Genomic DNA, 23,873 nt, shown 5'->3' with positions numbered 1-23,873 from the left:
TCGAAGTGAGTTCCTTCGTTCCTAGCAATGACAAGCTTTATTATTAATGTTCTTCTTAAACTGTTTTGCGTGAGAGATAGAAGTGGAAAGCCAGCCTGGCGAAGGAAGAGCGAAGACTTGAAATGGATAGCTCGACTTGGAGGGGCACGCGCAAATTATTAAACATAATGCATTAAAAAAATAACAATTTTAATCTAAAAAATAATTTTTTATAAAATATTTTTATCTACTTTAGCATAACAGAACGGAACAGAACGGTATGTCAAAAGAAGAAGAAAAATTTGAGTTTATAATTAATCACGAAAGTGATATTCCGAAGTACCAGCAATTGGTTGACGGAATTACAAATGCCATTGCGGAGAATATTTTGCAAAAGGGAGATTTGCTTCCGTCTGTGAATGTGATTTGCAAAACGTATCAGCTTTCGAGAGACACGGTTTTTAAGGCGTACACGATTTTAAAGGATCAAAAGGTAATTGATTCCGTGCCGAACAAAGGCTATTATGTGGCGGGTGAAACGAGAAAAGTGCTTTTGGTTTTAGATACTTTTAAAGCTTATAAAGAGGTTTTGTATCATTCGGTTGTGAATAATCTGCCGGATAATGTGATTATTGATGTACAGTTTCATCATTATAATATTGATGTTTTTAAAACGATCATCAATAACGGAATCGGCAAGTATTACAAATATGTGGTGATGAATTTTGACCACGCGGCTATTCCGCCAGCATTATCGGCAATTTCAAAAGATAAATTGCTTCTTATTGACTGGAATATAAAGGCTGACAAAGCTAATAATTATGTTTTTCAAGATTTTGGGAAGGCGTTTTATGATGCTTTAAAAGAAGCGGTTGATTTGTTTAAAAAGTATAAAAAAATAGATTTTATATATCCAGATTTCACAAATCATCCGTGGGAAACGGTAGAATTTTTCAAGAAATTCTGTGCTGATTTTGGTTTTGAGTATGATATTCTCACTGATCCGAAAAAGTTCGATATTGAGAAAGGAATTGCTTATATAAGTGTGAGCGACAGGATTTTGGGATACTTTTTAGAGCAATGCAAAGAGAAGGATTTTGAACCAGGAAAAGATGTTGGTTTTCTTTCGTACAATGAAACGCCAATGAAAAAATTTATATACAAAGGAATTTCAGTTGTTTCGACTGATTTTAACGAATTAGGAACCAAAGCAGCGGCATTTATTACACATGACGAAGAAACGCAGTGTTATGTGCCGACTAAATTAATAATAAGAGAATCATTGTAAGTTATGTATTATATCGGTTATGATATTGGAAGTTCTTCTGTGAAAGCAGCAATTGTTGAAGCAGAAACGGGTAAAAAAGTGATCGTTTTGAATGAACCTCAGAACGAAATGGAAATCCTTTCGATTCACCCAGACTGGGCAGAGCAAGATCCTGAAATGTGGTGGCAGTACATTTGTACAGCAACGAAAAGAGCAATTAAAGAAGCTAATATTGACGCATCTAAAATTCAAGGAATTGGTATTTCGTACCAAATGCACGGATTGGTAATTGTTGATGAAGTTGGAAATGCACTTCGAAATTCAATTATATGGTGTGACAGCCGTGCGGTTGAAATTGGAAATAAGGCTTTCGCCGAAATTGGAGAAGAAAAATGTATGTCACATTTATTGAATTCGCCAGGAAATTTTACGGCTTCGAAATTGAAATGGGTGAAAGAAAATGAACCGGAAGTCTACAATAAAATTTCAAAATACATGCTTCCTGGAGATTACATCGCTTTGAAATTAACAGGCGAAGTTACGACAACCAAAAACGGTTTGTCTGAAGGAATGCTTTGGGATTATAAAGAAAATAAAGTAGCCGATTGGCTTTTAGAATATTACGGAATTGACACAGGATTGACTCCAAAAATTGTAGAAAATTTTACGAATCAAGGTGTTGTTACTGAAAAAGCTTCGCAAGAATCGGGTCTTCCAGCAGGAATTCCGATTGTATATAGAGCGGGAGATCAGCCAAATAATGCGTTGTCATTAAACGTGCTTCGTCCGGGAGAAGTTGCGGCAACAGGAGGTACGTCAGGCGTTTTCTATGCCGTGACAGAAACAAATTCAGGAAAAAGTACTCGTGTCAACAACTTCGTTCATGTAAATTATACAGGATCGAATCCGAGAGTTGGAAAATTGCTGAATATAAACGGAGCAGGAATTCAATACCGATGGATGCGAAACAATATCGGAAATGAATCGTATGAAGAAATGAATGAAAAAGCATCTCAGATAAATGTAGGTTCGCAAGGACTGGTTGTAATTCCGTTTGGAAATGGCGCAGAAAGAATGTTCAATAATAAAAACATCGGATCTCATATTTTAAACCTGAATTTTAATATTCATACCAACGCGCATTTATTCAGAGCGTCTTTGGAAGCAATTGCATTTTCTTTTGTGTACGGAATGGAATGTTTGAAAGATGATAATGCAACGATTAATGTAATCAGGGCCGGAAATGATAATCTATTCCGTTCTGAAATTTTCTCTAATACCGTTGCAACATTAATTGGACATGAAATTGAAATTTACAACACAACTGGAGCTGTAGGAGCAGCAAGAGCTGTAGGCTTGACAGATGGTGACTTTGAAAAATTTGGTTCAGGAATTACAACAAACGATCACGTAATGACCTTTTTGCCTCTAAAAAATAAAGAGGAATATGAAACGGCTTATCAGAAATGGAAACAAGAATTAGAATTAATATTAACAAATAAATAAAAAATCAAATGATAGTTTTAGGAGATAAAGAATACTACAAAGGTATTGGCCAAATTAAGTTTGAAGGAAAAGAATCTGACAATCCGTTGGCATTTAAATATTACAATCCAGAGCAAGTTGTAGCTGGAAAAACGATGCGTGAGCACTTTAAATTTGCTATTGCTTACTGGCATACATTCTGCGGACAAGGTAGCGATCCATTCGGACCAGGAACACAGCAATTTGCTTGGGATGCTTCATCAGATCCATATCAAGCCGCAAAAGATAAAGCGGATGCTGCTTTTGAATTTATTAGCAAAATGGGATTCGATTATTTCTGTTTCCACGATTATGATTTGATTGCTGAAGGAGCAACTTTTGCAGAATCTGAAAAACGTTTAGCTTTCATTACGGATTACTTAAAACAGAAAAAAGCAGATTCTGGAATTAAGTTGCTTTGGGGAACTTCAAACTGCTTCTCAAACCCAAGATTCATGAACGGAGCGGCTACAAATCCAGATTTTAATGTAGTAGCAAGAGCGGGTGGACAAGTAAAATTGGCTTTGGATGCTACAATTGCCTTAGGCGGAGAAAACTATGTATTCTGGGGCGGTAGAGAAGGTTATATGTCTTTGCTAAACACAGATATGGGAAGAGAATTAGACCATATGGCACAATTCTTAGCAATGTCTAGAGACTATGCAAGAGCACAAGGTTTTAAAGGAACTTTCTTCATCGAACCAAAACCAATGGAGCCATCAAAACACCAATACGATTTTGACTCAGCTACAGCAATTGGATTCTTGAAAAACTATGGTTTAGACAAAGATTTCAAAATCAATATCGAAGTAAACCACGCTACATTGGCACAGCACACTTTCCAACACGAATTAGAAGTTGCTGCAAAAGCGGGAATGTTAGGAAGCATCGATGCAAACAGAGGTGATTACCAAAATGGTTGGGATACAGACCAGTTCCCAAATAACATTCAAGAAACTACTGAAGCAATGTTAGTTTTCTTAAAAGCTGGCGGATTACAAGGCGGTGGAGTTAACTTTGATGCTAAAATCAGAAGAAACTCTACAGATTTAGAAGATGTTTTCTTAGCGCACATTGGCGGAGCTGATACTTTTGCAAGAGCGTTATTGACTGCGGATAAAATCATTTCTTCTTCTCCTTACGAGAAATTAAGAAAAGAAAGATACAGCTCTTTCGATTCTGGAAAAGGTAAAGATTTTGCTGATGGAAAATTAAGCTTGAAAGATCTTTATTCTATCGCTCACGAAAATGGAGAATTAAATCTTCAAAGTGGTAAACAAGAATTGTTTGAAAATATCATCAACCAATATATTTAATTGGTAAAGTATTCTACATTAAACCTGACAGGTTTTTAAAACCTGTCAGGTTTCTTTAAAAAAACTTAGTGAGGCAGAAAATCTAAAAAGAGTTTTAATTTTAAATATGATAGCCATAAAACGTTATTTTATTTAAAAATGATTTTTTTAGATAAAAACTTCGAAAATGTGTATTAAGATTATGGCTTTTTTAAATTGAGATTTAGAAAAATAGATTGAAGGTTTAGTTACTGTTTTTTGAAAATCGAAACGAATAAAAAGTCAGTTTGATAAAATAATAAGTGAGTATTTTTTATTGAAGTTTTTTTGAAGAGCAGAATCAATCGAAATACACATTTTTCACTTACTAAAGCATACTCAGAACTTTGTCAAAGTTTTAAACTTTGACAAAGTTTTTTTACGCAAAAATACTTTTAACTTAAACCAAAAAACTTATGAAATTTTTTATTGACACTGCCAATCTTCAAGACATTGAAGAAGCGCAGGCTTTAGGCGTTTTAGACGGTGTAACCACCAATCCGTCTTTAATGGCAAAAGAAGGTATTACAGGAAAACAAAACATTTTAAATCACTATTTTGCAATTTGCAATATTGTTGATGGAGATGTTTCAGCTGAGGTAATCTCAACCGACTTCGAAGGAATGGTGAAAGAAGGAGAAGAACTTGCGGCTTTACACCCTCAAATCGTAGTGAAACTGCCCATGATTGGCGACGGTGTAAAAGCCTGTAAATATTTTTCTTCAAAGGGAATTCGTACCAATGTAACTTTAGTATTTTCGGCAGGTCAGGCTTTGCTTGCCGCTAAAGCAGGAGCAACTTATGTTTCTCCGTTCTTAGGACGTTTAGATGATGTTTCGACAGATGGAATGCATTTAATTTCAGAAATTAGAGAAATTTACGATAATTATAATTATAAAACTCAAATTTTATCGGCTTCTGTGCGACATACCATGCATATTATCAATTGTGCTAAAATTGGATCAGATGTAATGACTGGACCACTTTCTGCGATAAAAGGTCTTTTAAAACATCCTTTAACAGATATTGGATTAAAGCAATTTGTTGAAGATGCCAAAAAGATGAATTTATAACATTTTTATTTCCTTTTTTTATAGTTCTTAAAACTCCCCTCCATTGATTTGGAAGGGATACTATTTCCTTTCAGATATCTTTTTAGTTTTTACAAAGTCTATGTTTCTATGTGTAAAAACTTTATTATGATAGATTATTTTAAATTCTCCACCAAAATTTTCAAAAATGACTTTACCGCTTTTTTCTCATACACTTCTTTCAGAGAAATAAGCATCGCCGTTCGCGTCATATTTTCTCCTTTTATAGGAATGGCGTACAAATCTTTTTCGTCTTCAATTGTAGTTTTTGTCAAGATCGTATGCCATTTTCCTGTTTTAATAAGTTCCAATAAAGTTGGAATATCGTTTATTTCAATGGTGACTTTTGGGTATAAATTACTTTTTTCAAAAGCTCTGCTAATAAACTGAGTTGTGCTAAAGCCGCCTGCAGGCATGGCAAGCGGTAACGTGCTGATTTCTTCCAGAGAAATTGTTTTTTTATTTTTTAAAGAAGTTTCAGAAGATGTAACCAAAGCCATTGGCGAAGTAAACAATTCCAAATATTTGAAATGAGCCTCAGAAGCAATTTCTTCGAAAGTCAGAATCACATCGAGTTGAAAATGATTTAGTTTTTGAATTAATTCCTGCGAAGTTCCAAAAATGATTTCGAATTGAATTTTCGGATATTCAGAGCTAAACAAAATCAAAGCCTTGGTAACGACATGGCGTAAAGCATACGTAACACCAATGGCAATTTTTCCAGTTTCGAGTTTATTTAAATCTTTTAATAATTGGAGTCCGTCAGAAGCTTTGTTGACCGACTGCTGTGCGTAAACCGAAAATAATTCTCCAGCTTCTGTCAATGTAATTCGTTTTCCAATTCTGTTAAAAAGCGGAACTTGAAGCTCATCTTCCAATTGTTTAATTTGTTGTGATAAAGTGCTTTGGCTAATATAAAGTACCGAAGCTGCTTCAGTAAAATTCAATAATTCTTTTGCTTTTAAGAAATATTTAAGCTGACGAAGTTCCATTTCTAAATCGGTTTTATCGATTGATTATATCGAAAAATAAGGTTTTACAAATATAGAAATTCTTAAGAACTTTGCTTTGTTCTAAAAATCACAGAAGAATAAAATGAAAATAATTGCTCTACAAGAAGGAAATTACATTGCTAATTCTAAAAAAGAATTTCAGCTTTTGACAGAAGAAACAACCGAATCAGGTTTAAAAATGGCAATTCAGCCTTTTGTTGTTATTACAGATAATGATATTATTTTATTAGATTTCGGTTTAGGATTTGTAAACAATGGAGTGCCATTTATTTATGAAATGCTAAGAAAAAATAATATTGAACCTCAACAGATTACGAAAGTTCTGGTTTCGCATTTGCATAAAGATCACATTGAAGGAATCGGTTATTTTAAAAATGATCAATTCGTTCAAAATTTTCCAAACGCAACTATTTATATTCAAAAACGAGAAATAGATTTTGCTTTAGAGCAATTGCAAAATCCTTCTTACGTTCCAGAAATATTAAATCAGCTTGAAAAATTACCGAATGTTGAATTGCTAAATGAGGACAGCGGAAATATTACAGATGAAATTTTCTTTGAAGTTTCGGCTGGGCATACAAAGTTTCATCAAGTATTTTGGATTAAGGCTGATAACGAAATTGTATTTTATGGAGCAGATGATCTTCCACAAAAAATATATTTGAAAATGCACGTTGCCTACAAAACAGATTTCGATGGAAAACGAGCAATGGAATCAAGAAAAAAATGGGAGCAGGAAGCAAAAGAACAAAATTGGAAAGTTCTTTTGTACCACGATATGAAGACGCCAGTTTTGGAGTTTTGAGACTTTTAGAAAAAAGAAACAAGAAGAAAGATTATTCAGATTAAATTATTTAGTCTGAATTTTTTTTTAGCAGAAAACAGAAGGAATAAAACGCTTTTTACTTTTTCTTCCAAAGAAGTGCGCAGAATAGAGAACGCTTTGGTAATCTGCGCTTCGACCGTTTTGATAGAAACATCCAAATGTTCTGCAATTTCAATATTTGTTAAGCCTTCTTTTTTACTCAAAATAAAAACCTCTTTACATTTTGGCGGTAAGTTTTGAATTTCTTTGTTGACCGCATTCAAAACCCTTTGAAAAGATTCAGAATCTTCTTCCTGAACAATTCCGTTTAAAGCATCATAATATGATTTTTCTAGTGAAAATAAAGACTGGTTTTTTCGGTACAAATCGATAAACTCATTGTAAACCATTTTATACAGAAAGCTTTTTAAAGAGTGTTCTGTTTTTAATCTTGTGCGTTGTTCCCAAACTTTTATAAAGACATTCTGAACGATATCTTCGGCGCTGTAAACATTTTTCACCAAACTGTTGGCATACACACAAAGTTTATGATGATACGTGTCAATAAGATAGGTGTAAGCACTTTCATCTCCATTTTTTAGAGACTCAATTAGTGTAGTATTATCGCTGTAATCATCCATCTTCATAAAAACAAATATATAAATTAATAGTTTTTTAGGTCAAAAAGTGAGCTGAATTTCATAAAAAGACCTTCTTTTTTGCCTTTCTATTTGAAAATTATTACAAATAAAAAAAGAATAAAATGCAAATATAAATTTTTTACCTTATAATTTCTATCAAATTAGTCGAGTTTTATTGAAAGAAAAGACTTGTGAAAAGAAAAAAATCAGTAAAATGAAAAAAACTTTATCAAATTGTTAGGGTTTTGTTTTTTGGCTTCGTAATAATATTAAAAAACGACTAAAATGACAGTAAAAAAGTCAGAGAGACTAATTGTTAAATTTATCACAAATCAGGCTTCTCATGAAGAAATTGAGCAGCTTACCGAGTGGTTAAAAGAAGAAGAAAATCAAATTGTATTTAAGGATTTTGTAAAAACTAATTATGCAATTGATACTGCTTTGAACACTTTTGATTCTTCTGAAGTTAGAAAACAGCTTTCAGAAAGAATTGAAAAGGAAAATAATGTTTTTTCTAAGAGAAGATTTTCATCTTATTATAAATATGCAGCGATTTTGGTTGTGGCTCTTGGCGGATTTTATTTCTATAAAAATTCAAGTTCTGAACTAGCTAGAAAAAATGTTATTGTACCAAGAGTGGATGAAATTGTTTTGCAATATGGTAATGGTTCTTCAGAAAACATTGATACTTCTGAAGTAAAAGAGATAACAGATAAAGATGGAAATATCATTGGAAAGCAAGAAAAAAATAGACTGGTTTATGATAAAGCTTTAGCTGACGGAGAATTGGTTTACAATACCTTGAAAGTTCCGTACGGGAAAAAAATTGAAGTACAGCTATCAGACGGAACATTAGTGCATCTTAATTCAGGAACTGCATTGAGATATCCAGTTCAGTTTGGTAAAAACAAAAACAGACAAGTGTATTTGACTGGTGAAGCTTATTTTGAAGTGAGCAAAGACAAAGCGCATCCGTTTACGGTTAATTCTCAGGAAGTTAATGTTGAGGTTTTAGGAACTAAGTTCAATGTAGATGCTTATGCTAATAATTCAAGTACAGATGTGGTATTGGTTGAAGGAAAAGTTTCGCTTTATAAAGATCAGAAAACAAATGATAATCAGGTGTTTTTGACGCCAGGATTTAAAGCTTCCAATTTAAAAGGACAGTCCACTTTTAAAACAGAACAAGTTAATACAGATTATTATACGGCTTGGGTAACAGGAAGCTTGGTGTTTAAAAATGCTTCTTTCGATGATATTATAAAAAAACTGGAACGTCAATATAATGTGACCTTCATTAACCGAAATAAAACATTAGGAAGAGAAATTTTTAATGCCCGTTTTGATAATGAACCAATTGAAGTGGTTTTGAAATATTTCAGCGACAGTTACGAAATTGATTACATTATTAATCAAGACAAAATAACGATAAAGTAAATTATCAATTAACAATTCATAATTAACAATTAAAAAAACGCCTATGTAGCAAAAATCCAAAAATGAAAAGGATCGTTATAAAAAAACCGGAAAATGCGCCAACATTTCCCGGTAGAATGTATGCGGTCAGTTAATTAACCAACCAACATTAAAAAAACATTTTAAAAGTATGAAAAAACTCTTGAACAAAATCAGGTTTGATAAGCCTTTTTTGAAATTTGATTTGAAAATGAAATTGACCACATTATTTCTGCTAACCGCCTTAAGTATAATGCACGCCGGAACCAGTTATTCACAAAAAAACAAGATTTCTTTTAATGTCAATAATATGACTGTTGCAAAAGTTATTGAAAGGATTGAATATACTACAGATTACAGATTTGTTTACAATGTAAGATCTGTTGACTTAACTAGAGTAATCGATGTAAATGCAAGTGACACTTCGATAGAAGTTGTGTTAGGCAAAATTTTTAATAACACCAGTACCGATTTTAAAGTGTCTGGAAACCATATTATTTTGATGCCAAAAAAGACTTCTCCTGAAGTTAAAAAACCAGTGGCTGATTTTATTGTAAAAGGTAGAGTTACAGATGAAAAAGGAATGCCTTTGGTAGGCGCAGCAGTTGCTGATAATGGTTCAGGAAGAGGTGTAAATACCGATTTTAATGGAGAATATCAGATTATTGCGGTAAGCAGCGAAACTACTTTGGCATATTCTTATTTAGGATATGTTAGACAAGAAATTAAAGTTGAAGGCAGAAGTGTTATCAACGTTGTTTTAAAAGAAGATGTCTTAGAATTAGAAGGGCTTGTTTTGAAAACAGGTTACCAAGATATTTCAGAAGAAAAAGCAACAGGATCTTTCTCAAGTTTGAAAGCTGTAGATTTTAAAGAACAACGATTAAGCGGTTTAGATAAAATTTTAGAAGGACGTATTGTTGGATATCAAGATGGAAGAATTCGTGGTACAACTTCTATGACTACTAATGCTACAGCTCCTTTATATGTTATCGATGGTTTTCCTGTTGAAAACACAAGATTGACTCCATATTCTACTATTGAAGAAAATCTTCCAAGTCTGAATTTAGAAGATATTGAAACAATTACGGTTTTAAAAGACGCTGCAGCTTCGTCTATTTATGGTGCTCGCGCGGCAAATGGAGTTGTGGTAATTACCACTAAAAAAGCAAAAGCAGGAAAAACAAATATTTCTTTTTCAAGTAATTTAACCGTTACTCCTTATAGAAATTATACCGGAAACCTTACTGATTCTGCTGATATTATTGGTTTAGAAAGAGGATGGGCAGATGGAAATCCTAATTTGAAAACGGCTAATGCAAACACGTATGCACAATCATTATTGAATAATGCGGTATATACAAGTTTAGGAATGCAGACTATTTTAAACGGTTATGCTGGAAATATTTCTCAAGCAGAAATGAACAGCCGTTTAGATCAGCTAGGCGGACAAGGTTATAAATATTTTGATGATATTGCTAAATATGCAAAACGCGATCAGTATTTTATGCAGCACAACCTTAGTTTAGGAAAAGCTACAGAAAATAATACTTTTAATGCTTCTTTGACTTATAAAAACAATCAGTTTGAAGATATTTATACTGAAAATGAATCGGTTGGGATTAATTTGAAGAATACAACTCAAATTAACAACTGGCTGTCTTTAGATTTAGGAACTTATACGAATTTTGGAAAAGGAGATACACAAAGTTATTTTGCCTCACAGCCTGATTTTACTTCAGGTCCAGGATATAAATATCAGCCATACAATCAATTGGTGAATAATGACGGGACTAATTTTGTTTCTACAGCTGCTTCTCGTTACAACAACTTTACGCTAAATTCTATGCAGACTTATGGTCTTTACAACATGGATATTACGCCAATGGATGAGTTTGGTAGAAATTTAGTTGAAAACAAAAGTTTCTTAAATAGGACTTTTGCTAAGTTCAATGTAAAATTCAGTAAAGCATTTACATACAATGCAATGTTCCAATACGAATTTGCTTCAGATCGCGCTAGTCAATTATATGACAAAAATTCATATTATGTGAGAAGTAAAGTAAACGGAATGGTAACAATTGCTAATAACAAAGCAGTTTATAATTTGCCTTACGGAGACATTGTTAAAGAAACGAATCAGTTTTCTAATGCATATAATTTCCGCCAGCAGTTAAACTTCAATCAGACTTTTGCTGAAAAGCATGATTTTTCTGCTATTGCCGGTATGGAAATTCGTCATTCAAAACAAGAATATAACGATAACACACGCTATGGTTACGATTCACAAACTCTAGGTTTTGCCCCAATAAATCAAGCTGATTTATTAAAAGTATACGGAACTGTTTTTGGCGGTTACATGACTCAAAACGAATTTTCATTAGAAAAAGAATTGCAAAACCGTTACGTTTCAGTTTATGGAACAGGTGGTTATACTTATGATAGAAGATATACATTTTCAGGAAGTATTCGTTGGGATCGTTCTAATCTTTGGGGAACAGACAGTAAATATCAAAATAAACCAACTTGGTCAACTGGAGCAGGATGGAATATTGATAAAGAGTCATTTTTTGATGTTGATTGGGTAGACGGACTTAAACTTCGTGCTTCTTATGGTATTGGAGGAAATGTTGCAAAAGATTCTGCACCATATTTAACAGCATATTACAATTCTAACTCAAATGTTGGAGGAAATCAAGGAACGGTAAGTAAGCGACCAAATCCTGAATTATCTTGGGAAAAAACAACTACAACAGATATTGGTTTAGACTTTTCATTCTTCAAAAGTAGATTAAGCGGAACTTTTGATGTGTATAGAAAAAAAGGACAAGATTTATTAGCGAGCAGTCAAGGAATTCCAACAGAAGGTTGGGGGTATTCTACTTACACGCTTAACAACGGAGCAATGACCAATAAAGGTGTCGAAGTAACTTTGAGAGGAACCATTGTAAAAACACCTTCATTCTCCTGGGATGCAGCAGTTTTATATGCGTACAACAAAAACGTTGTGGATTATGTAAACGTAAAAGCTCCAGTTTATTACCTTCAGTTAGATTACCCACAAGCTTTCCCAAGAGTTGGAACAAGTTTTAATTCTATTTATGGCTATAAATGGGCCGGATTAAGCAGCACAGGAATTCCTCAGGTTTATGATGCTTCAGGAACTGCAGTAAAATACAATCCAGGGCAAATTGATGCTATTCAGGATTATGGTTCAACGGTTCCTACACAAAGCGGATCTTTCCATACTTCGGCTAATTATAAAAACTTCTCACTTTCAGCACTTTTCATTTACGAGTTAGGGCATAAAATAAGAAATACTTTCTTGCCAATGCTGAATAATAGTTATAATAGTGCAGCAGGAGGTTATGTAACCAATATTTCTGTAGTAAACAATCATATTGCAGATCGTTGGATGCAGCCTGGAGATGAAGCTTTCACAAATGTTCCAAGAGCAGTTTACGAATATGATCCAGAATTTAGTTCAGATTCTCGTACTATTTATTCGTATGCAGATATTAATATTCTAGATGCATCAAATGTGAGATTAAGCAACATTTCGCTAGCTTATCAAATGCCAAAAGACATTATTAAAAGAGTAAAATTAGATGGCGTACGTTTCAATTTAAACGCAGAAAACGTATACACTTTTGCAAAAAGCAGAGATGCTAAATATTTGCTGGGCGGTTTCCAATCTCCAAGCTTTGTTATGGGCGTAAATGTTAATTTCTAATTTATAAAGACTAGACGATGAAAAATATATATATAAAGATAGCGTGCTTCTTAGCTTTAGGATTGACTTTTGCCTCTTGCGAAGATTATTTGAGTGATATTCCTAAAGGATCGAAAACACCAACAACATTAGCTGATTATGAAGCTTTTCTACGCGACGAGTACACGAATCACAGAGTTGATATTACTGGCGCTTCACAATTATTAAATGACCAATATGTAACTGTTGCCTCTTTAGCAAACAATAGATTGTATAATGCACTTTATATGTGGGATGAAAATGCTGATCGAATTGCTTTGAAAGTATCAGATGAAACAATGTATTATTCAAGTTATGCGGGAATTTCGACTTTTAATTTAATTATCGAAAATGCATTAAACACCACGCAAGCAACTGATGACGAAAAAAGAGTAGTATGGGCAGAAGCAAAAATATTGCGCGCCATGAATTACTATAATCTAGTTAATTTTTATGCAGATACTTATGTGGCATCTACAGCTTCAACAAAATTATCGGTTCCATTAATTACTAGTGCCAATATTAATGCGCCAAGTAAACAAGTAACCATTCAAGAAATGTATGATTTTATCTTGAATGATGTTAAAGAAGCTTTACCGTACTTGCTAAAAGTTTCGCAAACGGCTTTACATCCAAATTTAGGTGCGGGTTATGCATTTTATTCGAGAGTTTATCTGCAAATGAATAACTATTCAGAAGCTTTAAAATATGCAAATTTAGCATTGGCAGAAAACAGCCAATTGTATGACTGGATTGGATATTACAATGCAAATAAAACGATTATAGATCTTCCAAATTCGTACACTACCACAACATCTCCAATGGGATACAATTATGTAGAAAATTACACGTATCGTCATGGAACGTATTCTAGTTTAACAACAGAAAATAGTATTCCAGTTGAGCGTGCACAGCGTTTTGAAACTGGAGATGCACGTTTTATTTCACGTTGGAAACTTTATACTGTTGGTTCAGAAACCTATTACAGAAGAACTTTGTCTGGTGCTTTTAATTTTGGCGGAATCACAACGGTTGAGGTTTATTTGATTAAAGCAGAATGTCTGGCGCGCGCGGGACAAATTAGCGAGGCATTGGATGTTTTAAATACAGTTCGTAAAACTCGTATTCTTCCAGCTTCTTATCAAGATATTTCGACTGCAGATAAAACAACTGCTTTGAAAGCTATTTTCAGAACAAAAAACAACGAACTTACTAACACGCTGATTCCTTTTGCAGACGCACGCCGTTTAAACGCAGAAGGTGTTTATACAGTTAGTTTTACAAAAGTAGCAAACGGAACTACGTACACTTTATCTTCAGATTCTCATTTATGGACAATGCCATTTCCACAAGGTGCTACAGCAAACCCAGGAAACGGAACAATAACACAAAATGTAGACAAATAATAATCAGAAAAGCTTCCTGATTAGATTTTCTCGAAAGGGAAGCTTTTTTCTAAAATATCAATCAAAAATGAAAGCAATTAAATATAAAATATTAGGATTGTGCATTTGCTTGTTTATGGCCTCATCAAACATTCAGGCACAAAAGAAAAAAACAGTGCCAGTGACGGTTTCTTCTTATAAAATTGAAGGAGATATCACTGGTTTAGCAGATGGAACAGCTGTAAAACTAGTTCCAGGCGCAACACATTCTTCTGAACTGCCAGTTGCTGAAACAACATTAAAAGACGGGAAATTTACTTTTGAAGGAAAATTAAAAGAACCTCGTTTTTTCTATGTTGTCTTTGGTAAAAACAAAGGAAATATTTCTGTAATGGTCGAAAATTCAAAAATAAAAATTACAGCAGCTGGCAAAGTTTCAGATAAAGAAGGAGAATGGATTTCTTTTAAAGATGTCGTGATTACAGGTTCTAAATCTCACGATTATTATGTTAAAGAAACGGCTTTTAAAGAAGAATTGAATAAAGATTATGAAGCATATCACGTTGGAATTAACGAACTAAGTAATTTAGCTGGAAAAGCAAAAAAAGAAAACAATAAGAAATTATTGGATTCTGTTTACAGCACGGCTCAATGGAAAAAATTTGAAGCAGACGAAAAAGCATTTTTTACGAAAGTAGAATTGTTATCAAAAAATTTGATTGAAAAACATAAAACAAACTGGTGGGGACCATTTTTTATGATGACTTCATACAGTTATTTTACTCCAGAGCAAAAGCCAATTTATGAACAGTTTTCAGAAGCAGCAAAGAAAAGCTACTACGGTCAAATTGTAGACAAAGATTTGAATCCGAAATCTTTAGTTGGAACAAGTATTGCCAACTTCGGATTAAAAGATAAAGACGGAAAAACTTTCAATGCAAAAGATATCGTTTCAGGAAAAAAATACATTTTGGTTGACTTTTGGGCATCTTGGTGTGGTCCATGCCGAAAAGAAATTCCGAACTTAAAAACAGCTTACGCTGAATATTCGAATAAAGGATTTGAGATTTTAAGTGTTTCAATCGATAAAGACGAAAAAGCTTGGCAGAAAGCATTGGTACAAGAAAACATGCAATGGCACAATCTTCTAGACGATGATAAAGTGAGCAAAGCATTTAATGTAAAAGCAATTCCAGCAACTTATTTAGTAGACGGTAAAGGTGTAATTATCGGAGAAAACTTGAGAGGAGCAGAACTGGAAGCAAAACTGAAGGAACTTTTGAAATCTTAGATTTTAGTCGCAGTTTTCAGTCACAGTCCCAGTTCAGTTGAAAACTGAAAACTGAAAACTGTGACTGAAAACTAAAAAATAGATAACAACAAAAAAAATATAACATGAAAAGTACAATTTTAAAATCAGGTTTACTGGCCTTTGCCCTCGCGGCAACGGTAACTTCTTGCACAAAAAAAGAAGGATATACAATCAACGGAACAATTGCAGGATTAGATAAAGGAACAGTATATCTGGAATATGCAGATGAAAAAGGCGATAAAAAAATCATCGATTCGGCTGAAGTAAAAGAAGGTGCTTTTACTTTTAATGGAAAAACTGGAGAGCCTTTATTTCATACTTTAAAAATTAAAGGACAAGAATACGGAGCGATGTTTCTTTTAGACAATGAAGATATTACAATCGAAGCAAAAAAAGATTCAGTTTTTAAAGCTAAAGTAACCGGAGCCACTCAAAACGGATTCTACAAATCATACTACGATAACGAATTTAAAAAAATACAAGCCATTGCGGGGCCAATTTATAAATTATCTGATTCGCTGACTCAAAGTGGAAAAGTAAAATTGACTCCTGAACAACAAACCATGATGGATAAAAAATGGAAAGATCTTGGTGCTTTCGCGGATGATCTAACAGACAAATTCATCAGAAAAAATAAAGACAATTTAGGAGGAGCTTTAGTAATAGAAGACCGAATTGTGTCTTACGGAACTCCTGAAAAAGTAAAAGAATATTACGGAATTTTATCTCCAGAAATTCAAAAATCATTCTACGGAAAAAAATTAAAAGCGTCTATTGACCTTAACGAAAAAACAGCAATTGGCGTTGCTGCTCCTCAATTTTCGCAAACTGATGTAGACGGAAAAGTAATAAAATTATCAGATTACAAAGGAAAATATGTTTTAGTAGATTTCTGGGCAAGCTGGTGCGGACCATGCCGTAAAGAAAATCCAAATGTTGTGGTGGCTTACAAAACCTATCACGATAAAGGATTTGATGTTTTGGGAGTTTCTTTAGACGACAAAAAGAATCTTTGGGAAAAAGCAATCGAAAAAGACGGTCTAACTTGGACGCACGTTTCTGATTTAAAAGGATGGCAAAATGAAGCTGCTGTTTTATACGGTGTAAAAATGGTTCCAACAAACTACTTAATTGGACCTGATGGAAAAATCGTGGCTAAAAACCTTAGAGAAGCTGAATTGCAATCTAAATTAAAGGAAATTTTCAGCAAATCGTAAATAAGTATTCAGTCGCAGTTTTCAGTTAAACTGAGACTGAAAACTAAAAAAAGCGACTGAAAACTAAAAAAATCTCTCAAAAAAATGAAAAAATACATCTTTCTGGGCTATTGCTCATTAGCTTTCTGCGCCCTTATGTCAGCGCAGAATAAATCCGTTAATTTTAAGAAAATTAAAGAATTAGGCGGAATCGAAGAATATTTATATCAGCCAAACGGAATGAATGTTTTGCTTTTGCAAGACAATGCTTCGCCAGTTGCAACTGTACAAATTGTATATCGTGTAGGTTCTAAACATGAGGTTTTAGGAAATACGGGATCAACGCACCTTTTAGAACATTTAATGTTTAAAGGGACTCCAACTTTCAACAAGAAAAATGGAAACACAATTACGGATGTTTTACAGAATACAGGAGCACAATTAAATGCTACAACTTGGTACGATCGAACGAATTATTTTGAAACACTTCCGAGTGATAAAATCGAATTGGCAATTCAAATTGAAGCCGACAGAATGCGAAATTCTTTATTGACAAAAGAAGATAAAGAAGCAGAAATGACAGTTGTTCGTAACGAATTTGAACGTGGCGAAAATAATCCGAATGCTTTATTAGATAAAGAAATCTGGGCTTCTGCATATATTGCGCATCCATATCATCATTCAACAATTGGATGGAAATCGGATATTGAAAACGCTCCAATTGAAGTTTTAAAGAATTTCTATAATACATATTATTGGCCAGATAATGCAACTTTAACCATAATTGGAGATTTCAAAAAAGACAATGTTTTCGAATTAATCGAGAAATATTTCGGAAAAATTACAAAAGCGCCAAAAGTAATGCCTCAGCCTTATACAGAAGAGCCTCAGCAATATGGCGCGCGTAAAATTGTGGTGAAAAAGCCAGGAGAATTGGGCGTTGTAAATAAAGCCTATAAAATTCCAGGAGCTTTACACGAAGACCTTCCTGCATTAAATATTCTAGCTCAAATTATTGGTTCCGGACCCTCAGCGATTTTAAACAAAACTTTCGTTGACACTCGTATGGGAATCTATTCTTACGCAAGTGCAACAAATTTTAAAGAAGTTGGACTTTTCACAATTGGCGTTGGTTTTCCAACTACTTCAAAACACGAAGATATCGATGCTAAAATTAGCGAAGTTGTAGCTAAAATTCAGAAAGAAGGCGTAACTCAAGATGAGGTAAATCGTGTTGTGGCAAAAATCAGTGCGCAGACAATCTTAGCACGCGATGGTTCTGGAGTAATTGCATCGGCATTAAATGAAGCGATTGCATCTGGCGATTGGACAGATTATATTACAGGAGTAGACCGATTGAAAAAAGTAACTCCTGCCGATGTTTTACGCGTTGCCAATAAATATTTGGTTGAAGACCAAAGTACAACAGGATATTTTATTCCGAAACAAGCGGGTTCTCAAAATAAAGATCAAGTTCAGGCAAATAATTTTATCGAAGAAAATGGTCCGTTTTATTACAGACATCCAGAAAATGGACATATTCATGAAGAAAATACAGCAGATTCATTTTCACTAAAAAATACTACGGAAGAACTTATTTCTGCAGAAACTTTGATAGAAAAATCAGCTTCTGCTTTCAAGAGAGAAAAAGTATCTGGAATTGATGTGGTTTCAGTAAAAACTTCAGCTAAAGATTTCGTTACGATTGCAGCAAGTATTTCGTTAGGAAATTATGCAAGCGAAACGAAAAATAATGTTATTCCAGCTTTAACGGCAGCAATGTTGTCAAAAGGAACAACGTTGAATGATAAGTTTAAATTTTCAGAAAAACTTCAAAAATTGGGAGTTACATTAAACGTAAATGCTTCGACTTTCAAAATCAATATCGGATTTAAATGTTTGAAAAAAGACTTAGATCAAGTAATTACTTTATTGGCTGAAGAATTGAGAAATCCGTTGTTTGATGCTAAAGAATTTGAAAATTTAAAACAGCAATTTATCGGAAACACACAACAAGATTTAAACGATCCAGGCGAAAGAGGAGACATTGCTTTATCGCAGGCAATTTATCCGAAAGGAAATCCAAATTACAGTTTAAGTGTTGAAGATAATATTGCGAATATTAAAAATGCAACTTTAGATGAAGTAAAAGCTTTCCACAAAAAATATTTCGGAACAGCTTCTATGCGTTTGGTTATTGTTGGTGATACAGACGGAGCAAATTTAAATGCTTCTCTAAAAAAATCATTTAAAAATTGGAATGGTGGAGTTACTGAAAAACTAAAATTTGAAGAAACTTCAAAATCAGCAGCAAAAACAGAAGTAGTTACAATTCCAGAAAAACCAAGTGCCGAATTGTATATTGGACAATTTACAGGTTTAAAAAGAGCCGACGCCGATTATATTCCGTTTTATATCGGAAATTATACTTTAGGGGCAGGTTTTGCAGGACGTTTGATGCAGACTGTTCGTGATAATGACGGTTTAACATATAGCATTTCTTCAGGTTTAGGAGGAAATATTGAAACTGGAGGTTATTGGTTTGTAAACGCATCTTTCAATCCGAATTTATTTCAAAAAGGTCTTGATGCTACAATGGTTCAAGTAAATAAATGGGTAAAAGACGGAATCACAGCTGAGGAATTAGAAAATAAGAAAACCAATTTAATTGGAAGTTTTAAAGTTGGAATGTCAACCACAAACGGAATGGCAAGAACGATTTTAAGTTTTATCGAAAGAGGTTTAGAACCAAATTATATCGAACAATATCCAAACGATATTCAAAAAGCAACTTTACAGCAAGTAAACGATGCAATTAAGAAATATGTTCAATTGGATAAAATGATTATTATCAAATCGGGTTCTCTTGATAAAGACGGGAATCCTTTAAAATAGTTTTTAGTCGTAGTCTCAGTTTTCAGTCTCAGTCTCAGTTAGGAAAGCCAACTTTGTCAAAGTTTAAAACTTTGACAAAGTTATACACTGCGACTGCGACTGCGACTGCGACTGCGACTGAAAACTAAAACCAACAATTTTTAATAGTCGTCTTTCATTATTTCATTTTAGAATCTGAATTAGTAAGCCATTTTCTGTGAAAGACCAAAAGAGCTGTTTTGCCGACAGCTCTTTTTTTAAACCTTAAACCAAAACAATGAAAAACATCGCAATAACATTACTGCTGCTTTTTTCTGCAAGTATGTTTGGACAAATGTACAATCCGGTAAAATGGAGCACATCTGTAGAAAAAGTTTCAGATAAAGAATATATTTTAAAAGCACAAGCCGTGATTCAATCGGGCTGGCATTTGTACGGACAATATATTGAAGAAGGCGGACCTTCGAGAACGGCTTTTACTTTCAAAAATCCGAAGAAAAATTTCGAATTAATTGGAAAAACAACCGAAGAAAAAGGACATGAAGTCGTTGATAAAATCTTCGATATGAAAATTAAATATTTTGAAGATAAAGCACTTTTTACGCAAAAAATTAAATTTACTTCAGATGAGATTTCGAATGTTACGGGAGAAGTTGAATTTATGGTTTGCGATGACAGCAATTGCTTACCGCCAACATCTGAAGAATTAACATTTAAAATTCCCACCGAAAAGAAATTGGCTTCCGCCGAAGAAACTCCGATTGTTAAAAAAGATTCTGTAGTTTCAGAAGAAAAAACGGTTTTACAGACAGAAGAAAAAACTTCAAAAGATGTTGTTAGTTCGCCCAAGAAAACAGAATCTAGAGGATTGCTAACGATTTTTATTTTGGCTTTTTTATCAGGATTTGCAGCATTGCTAACGCCTTGTGTTTTTCCAATGATCCCGATGACAGTGAGTTATTTTACGAAACAAAGTAAAACCAAAGCGGCGGGAATTCGCAATGCAATGATTTACGGAATTTCAATCGTAATTATTTACGTTTTATTAGGTTCAATTGTAACGGCTGTTTTTGGTGCTGATTCTTTAAATGCACTTTCAACCAACGTTTGGTTCAATCTGATTTTCTTTATTTTATTGGTTGTTTTTGCCTGTTCATTTTTGGGCGCTTTCGAAATTGTATTGCCGAGTTCATTAGCCAACAAAGTAGATTCACAGGCAGATAGAGGAGGACTAATTGGGATTTTCTTTATGGCTTTGGCTTTAGCCATTGTATCCTTTTCTTGTACAGGTCCAATCGTAGGAACTTTATTGGTCGAAGCGGCTTCAAAAGGCGGAATCGCGCCAATTGTTGGAATGTTAGGATTTTCGATTGCCATTGCATTACCATTTTCATTATTTGCCGCTTTTCCAGGCTGGCTGAACGCTTTGCCGAAATCAGGAGGCTGGTTGAATACGGTAAAAGTGGTTTTAGGATTTTTAGAATTGGCTTTGGCTTTTAAATTTTTATCAAATGCCGATTTAGTTTTACAATTGCATTGGTTAGAAAGAGAAGTTTTTCTTGCCATTTGGATTGCTGTTTTCGGAATGCTGGCTTTTTATTTATTTGGAAAAATCACTTTGCCGCACGATTCGCCGTTAAATCATATTTCAGTTGGAAGATTAGGTTTCGGATTGATCGTTTTAAGTTTCACGATTTATTTGATTCCAGGACTTTGGGGTGCTCCATTAAAATTAATCAGCGGATTCCCACCCCCAATGCAATATAGTGAATCGCCAAACGGACTTGGAGTTTCTGGAAATTCCGAGCTAAAAATAACAGGTTCGCTACCAGATGGAGCAGAGCACGGCCCGCAAAATATTATCACATTTCACGATTATGATAAAGGAATGGAATATGCTAAAAAAGTAGGGAAACCAGTTTTATTAGATTTCACAGGATATGCCTGCGTAAACTGTAGAAAAATGGAAGAACTAGTTTGGTCAGATCCAAAAGTTTTAGGAGTTTTAAACAACGATGTCGTTTTGATTTCGCTTTATGTGGACGATAAAAAAGAACTTCTTGAAAGTGAACAATATACTTCTGAAACTACAGGAAAAAGAATCAAAACCATTGGAAACAAATGGAGCGATTTACAGATTAAAACGTACAAAGCAAATGCACAGCCGTTTTATGTAATTGTAGATCATAAAAGCGCTAATTTAACAGATCCATCAGCTTATAATCCGAATATTGAGGAGTATTATGGTTGGCTGCAGAGTGGGATTAAGAATTTTAAGAGGTAATTTTTTTATAATAGTAACTGAAATCTAAGTTATATCCTTTAGAAAGCTGTTTATTAAATTTAATCGCAATTTTTTGAATTGCGGTTTTTTATTGAAGTTTTAATTTAAAAAATAATTTTGATGTTAATAAAAAAAGTCTCAATAAGAATATTGAGACTTTTAAATTTAAAAAAAATGTAAGTATTTAATAAATATTATTTTTTTTAATTGATGTTTGGATTTTATGGTTATTAGATATTTTACCAAAATCAGAGATGTATTGGTTGAGCTATTCAAAATTATACGTAGATAATTGTAGCTCCCCTCGTTCCTGATGCATAAACCAAATCGCCATCTGGAGCTCCAGAATTAATTGTTTGCAATGCAATTGGGACTGTAATTGTTGCGCCAGTTTTTATGTTAGTAAATACGTTATTGCTTGCACTATTGCCTCCTAGATTATTAACTAATGGCAATGTTATAAAGAGAATCGAAGTACATCCTAAGAAAGCTTCTGTTCCCACAGTAATCACTGAACTTAAATCACTATTATCAAAGACCAAACCTGAAGATCGAAATTGAAAATTGCTTAATGATGTAACATTTTTAACTCTAATATTTTTAAAGTTTGTGCAATATTGAAATCCTCCCCAAGCAATTGATAATACTCGACCGTCAAAATCAAAAAAGTGAGTAATAGTGCTATCTGATGTAAAACTCCTCAAATTATAATTTATTAAAATTTCAAAACAAAGATTAGCTCCTTCATTATGATAATTTACAATTGCACCACTTCCAACTCCAAAAAACTGTGCAAACAATCCTTTATTGCTATAAGCATTACTATAACCGCCTATTTCAGTATTATAACTATTGTTATCAGTGAAACCAATGTAATTTATTACTACTGCTCTTAACGAAGCAGTTGTTAATGCAGAATGAGGTAATCCAGAATTGGAAGTTTTAAATGATAATGGAACTTCGATGGTTACATTATTAGAAAAATTCACATGACCACTAAAAGCGTTTGAGCCAATACTTATTAAATTGGGAAGTGATATCTTAGAATTTGATGTAGGTACAAGTAAATTAAAGGCTTCGATATTGGCTAAGGTAATAGAACTAAAATCACAATCCTGACCTATCAAAGCAGTTCCTCTAAAACAAAAACTGTTTAGTATTGTAGCATTTTTTATTTTAACTGATGTTAAATTTGTAGCATATTGAAACCCTCCCAAAATAACAGAACTAACTAATCCATCCAAATCATGAAAATATGTAATTGAAGTATCATTAGCGAAACCACCGGCGGTATAATTCCCTGTAATTTGACATTGAATATCTAAACCAACAATTTTAAATCCTTTAATTCTAGAAACATTTATACCAAGTTTCGAAGCAAGTAATGATGGCGTATTAATAGTGTCAGCGACACCACCTATAAAAGTATTAGACTTGACCTTTTGACATCCAAATATTGTTTTTCGTAGTCCCATAATTATATTCCTAAGATCATTATTGAATGCTGACTATCATTTTGCATAAATGTGAAGATCTGTTTTTCAGTTACGGCAGCAGGCGTTCCAAATTCAAATGTTTTAGGAGATGTAATTGACCAGTTCAATGTTGTTCCTATTTTTGTAATTCCTTCAAAACACATCCCTGAGTTAATAAATGAATTTGGAATTGTGAGTATTCCTGTACCCGTAAATTTTACGGTTTTTCCATGCCATGAATCTAGAACTGTCGCTGGTAATGTTACATTAATCTGATTTGAAACATCTTGTTTGTTAGACAGATCAATATTCCCATTTCCAAGAATTGATTCTCCATTTATTGTTTTAAAAGTTTTCTCTGGAATATCATTAAAAGTTAATTCACCATTTTCATTGGTAATTAAAATTTTATTTTGCTGATTTGTTTCTAAATCAGCCACTTTGATTCTATTGTGATTTGTGCTCATTTTGTGGTATTTTTTTAAAA

16 protein-coding genes are annotated in these 23,873 nt (G+C 33.5%); 12 read left to right on the top strand and 4 right to left on the bottom strand.

Annotation, left to right across the window (positions count from 1 at the left end):
• The first annotated feature begins 259 nt into the window (after positions 1-259).
• The 4 genes from OD917_RS22335 (at position 260) to fsa (ending at position 5,177) form a co-directional block, all read left to right on the top strand.
• Positions 260-1,267 (top strand): GntR family transcriptional regulator, encoded by a 1,008-nt coding sequence (locus OD917_RS22335; protein ID WP_263525585.1) that lies wholly within the window; start codon positions 260-262, stop codon positions 1,265-1,267.
• Positions 1,268-1,270: 3 nt separating this feature from the next.
• Positions 1,271-2,752, top strand: coding sequence for a xylulokinase (locus tag OD917_RS22330; protein ID WP_263525584.1), 1,482 nt, complete (start codon positions 1,271-1,273; stop codon positions 2,750-2,752).
• Between the two features lie 8 nt (positions 2,753-2,760).
• Positions 2,761-4,086: a xylose isomerase gene (xylA, locus tag OD917_RS22325; protein ID WP_263525583.1), complete on the top strand. Its 1,326-nt coding sequence runs from the start codon at positions 2,761-2,763 to the stop codon at positions 4,084-4,086.
• 434 nt (positions 4,087-4,520) lie between these two features.
• Positions 4,521-5,177 carry a fructose-6-phosphate aldolase gene (gene fsa, locus OD917_RS22320; RefSeq protein WP_263525582.1) on the top strand — a complete coding sequence of 219 codons (657 nt, stop codon included), beginning with the start codon at positions 4,521-4,523 and terminating at the stop codon, positions 5,175-5,177.
• Positions 5,178-5,311: 134 nt separating this feature from the next.
• On the opposite strand, the gene OD917_RS22315 is transcribed toward fsa, so the two are convergent.
• Positions 5,312-6,187 (bottom strand): LysR substrate-binding domain-containing protein, encoded by an 876-nt coding sequence (locus OD917_RS22315; RefSeq protein ID WP_263525581.1) that lies wholly within the window; start codon positions 6,185-6,187, stop codon positions 5,312-5,314.
• Positions 6,188-6,290: 103 nt separating this feature from the next.
• Between OD917_RS22315 and OD917_RS22310 the strand changes: the two genes are divergently transcribed.
• The gene (locus tag OD917_RS22310) at positions 6,291-7,013 is read left to right on the top strand and encodes an MBL fold metallo-hydrolase (RefSeq protein WP_263525580.1); all 723 of its coding nucleotides are present in this window, start codon (positions 6,291-6,293) and stop codon (positions 7,011-7,013) included.
• Positions 7,014-7,048: 35 nt separating this feature from the next.
• Here the strand turns inward: OD917_RS22310 and OD917_RS22305 are convergent, their stop codons facing one another.
• Entirely contained in the window at positions 7,049-7,660 is a 612-nt protein-coding gene (locus tag OD917_RS22305) for an RNA polymerase sigma factor (RefSeq protein ID WP_263525579.1), read from the bottom strand.
• Between the two features lie 279 nt (positions 7,661-7,939).
• On the opposite strand from OD917_RS22305, the gene OD917_RS22300 reads away from it, so the two are divergent.
• The 7 genes from OD917_RS22300 to OD917_RS22270 all read left to right on the top strand — a co-directional run bounded on the left by OD917_RS22300 (position 7,940) and on the right by OD917_RS22270 (position 21,911).
• On the top strand, positions 7,940-9,091 hold the full coding sequence (locus OD917_RS22300) for a FecR family protein (protein ID WP_263525578.1): 1,152 nt from the start codon (positions 7,940-7,942) through the stop codon (positions 9,089-9,091).
• 169 nt (positions 9,092-9,260) lie between these two features.
• Positions 9,261-12,842, top strand: a complete 3,582-nt coding sequence (locus tag OD917_RS22295) for a SusC/RagA family TonB-linked outer membrane protein (protein WP_263525577.1) — start codon at positions 9,261-9,263, stop codon at positions 12,840-12,842.
• A 17-nt stretch (positions 12,843-12,859) separates the two neighbouring features.
• The gene (locus tag OD917_RS22290) at positions 12,860-14,266 is read left to right on the top strand and encodes a RagB/SusD family nutrient uptake outer membrane protein (protein WP_263525576.1); all 1,407 of its coding nucleotides are present in this window, start codon (positions 12,860-12,862) and stop codon (positions 14,264-14,266) included.
• A gap of 67 nt (positions 14,267-14,333) precedes the next feature.
• Entirely contained in the window at positions 14,334-15,536 is a 1,203-nt protein-coding gene (locus OD917_RS22285; protein ID WP_263525575.1) for a TlpA disulfide reductase family protein, read from the top strand.
• 104 nt (positions 15,537-15,640) lie between these two features.
• Positions 15,641-16,774 carry a TlpA disulfide reductase family protein gene (locus tag OD917_RS22280; protein ID WP_263525574.1) on the top strand — a complete coding sequence of 378 codons (1,134 nt, stop codon included), beginning with the start codon at positions 15,641-15,643 and terminating at the stop codon, positions 16,772-16,774.
• An 84-nt stretch (positions 16,775-16,858) separates the two neighbouring features.
• Positions 16,859-19,648 (top strand): M16 family metallopeptidase, encoded by a 2,790-nt coding sequence (locus OD917_RS22275; RefSeq protein WP_263525573.1) that lies wholly within the window; start codon positions 16,859-16,861, stop codon positions 19,646-19,648.
• A gap of 256 nt (positions 19,649-19,904) precedes the next feature.
• A complete protein-coding gene (locus OD917_RS22270; protein ID WP_263525572.1) occupies positions 19,905-21,911 on the top strand; it encodes a protein-disulfide reductase DsbD family protein in 2,007 nt (668 codons plus the stop codon).
• Positions 21,912-22,189: 278 nt separating this feature from the next.
• Here the strand turns inward: OD917_RS22270 and OD917_RS22265 are convergent, their stop codons facing one another.
• Together OD917_RS22265 and OD917_RS22260 are read right to left on the bottom strand one after the other, a co-directional pair.
• Positions 22,190-23,386: a leucine-rich repeat domain-containing protein gene (locus tag OD917_RS22265; RefSeq protein WP_263525571.1), complete on the bottom strand. Its 1,197-nt coding sequence runs from the start codon at positions 23,384-23,386 to the stop codon at positions 22,190-22,192.
• A 2-nt stretch (positions 23,387-23,388) separates the two neighbouring features.
• The gene (locus OD917_RS22260; protein ID WP_263525570.1) at positions 23,389-23,853 is read right to left on the bottom strand and encodes a hypothetical protein; all 465 of its coding nucleotides are present in this window, start codon (positions 23,851-23,853) and stop codon (positions 23,389-23,391) included.
• Positions 23,854-23,873: the final 20 nt, after the last annotated feature.

Source organism: Flavobacterium sp. SH_e (genome assembly GCF_025717045.1).
GTDB lineage: Bacteria > Bacteroidota > Bacteroidia > Flavobacteriales > Flavobacteriaceae > Flavobacterium.
The sequence above is the reverse complement of the archived record's forward strand: the minus strand, read 5'-3'. Positions and strand labels throughout refer to the sequence as shown.

Excerpts from the sequence above, each read along its gene's own strand:
- OD917_RS22335 (WP_263525585.1), top strand. The coding sequence starts at position 260 with ATGTCAAAAGAAGAAGAAAAATTTGAGTTTATAATTAATCACGAAAGT.
- OD917_RS22330 (WP_263525584.1), top strand. The coding sequence starts at position 1,271 with ATGTATTATATCGGTTATGATATTGGAAGTTCTTCTGTGAAAGCAGCA.
- xylA (WP_263525583.1), top strand. The coding sequence starts at position 2,761 with ATGATAGTTTTAGGAGATAAAGAATACTACAAAGGTATTGGCCAAATT.
- fsa (WP_263525582.1), top strand. The coding sequence starts at position 4,521 with ATGAAATTTTTTATTGACACTGCCAATCTTCAAGACATTGAAGAAGCG.
- OD917_RS22315 (WP_263525581.1), bottom strand. The coding sequence starts at position 6,187 with ATGGAACTTCGTCAGCTTAAATATTTCTTAAAAGCAAAAGAATTATTG.
- OD917_RS22310 (WP_263525580.1), top strand. The coding sequence starts at position 6,291 with ATGAAAATAATTGCTCTACAAGAAGGAAATTACATTGCTAATTCTAAA.
- OD917_RS22305 (WP_263525579.1), bottom strand. The coding sequence starts at position 7,660 with ATGAAGATGGATGATTACAGCGATAATACTACACTAATTGAGTCTCTA.
- OD917_RS22300 (WP_263525578.1), top strand. The coding sequence starts at position 7,940 with ATGACAGTAAAAAAGTCAGAGAGACTAATTGTTAAATTTATCACAAAT.
- OD917_RS22295 (WP_263525577.1), top strand. The coding sequence starts at position 9,261 with ATGAAAAAACTCTTGAACAAAATCAGGTTTGATAAGCCTTTTTTGAAA.
- OD917_RS22290 (WP_263525576.1), top strand. The coding sequence starts at position 12,860 with ATGAAAAATATATATATAAAGATAGCGTGCTTCTTAGCTTTAGGATTG.
- OD917_RS22285 (WP_263525575.1), top strand. The coding sequence starts at position 14,334 with ATGAAAGCAATTAAATATAAAATATTAGGATTGTGCATTTGCTTGTTT.
- OD917_RS22280 (WP_263525574.1), top strand. The coding sequence starts at position 15,641 with ATGAAAAGTACAATTTTAAAATCAGGTTTACTGGCCTTTGCCCTCGCG.
- OD917_RS22275 (WP_263525573.1), top strand. The coding sequence starts at position 16,859 with ATGAAAAAATACATCTTTCTGGGCTATTGCTCATTAGCTTTCTGCGCC.
- OD917_RS22270 (WP_263525572.1), top strand. The coding sequence starts at position 19,905 with ATGAAAAACATCGCAATAACATTACTGCTGCTTTTTTCTGCAAGTATG.
- OD917_RS22265 (WP_263525571.1), bottom strand. The coding sequence starts at position 23,386 with ATGGGACTACGAAAAACAATATTTGGATGTCAAAAGGTCAAGTCTAAT.
- OD917_RS22260 (WP_263525570.1), bottom strand. The coding sequence starts at position 23,853 with ATGAGCACAAATCACAATAGAATCAAAGTGGCTGATTTAGAAACAAAT.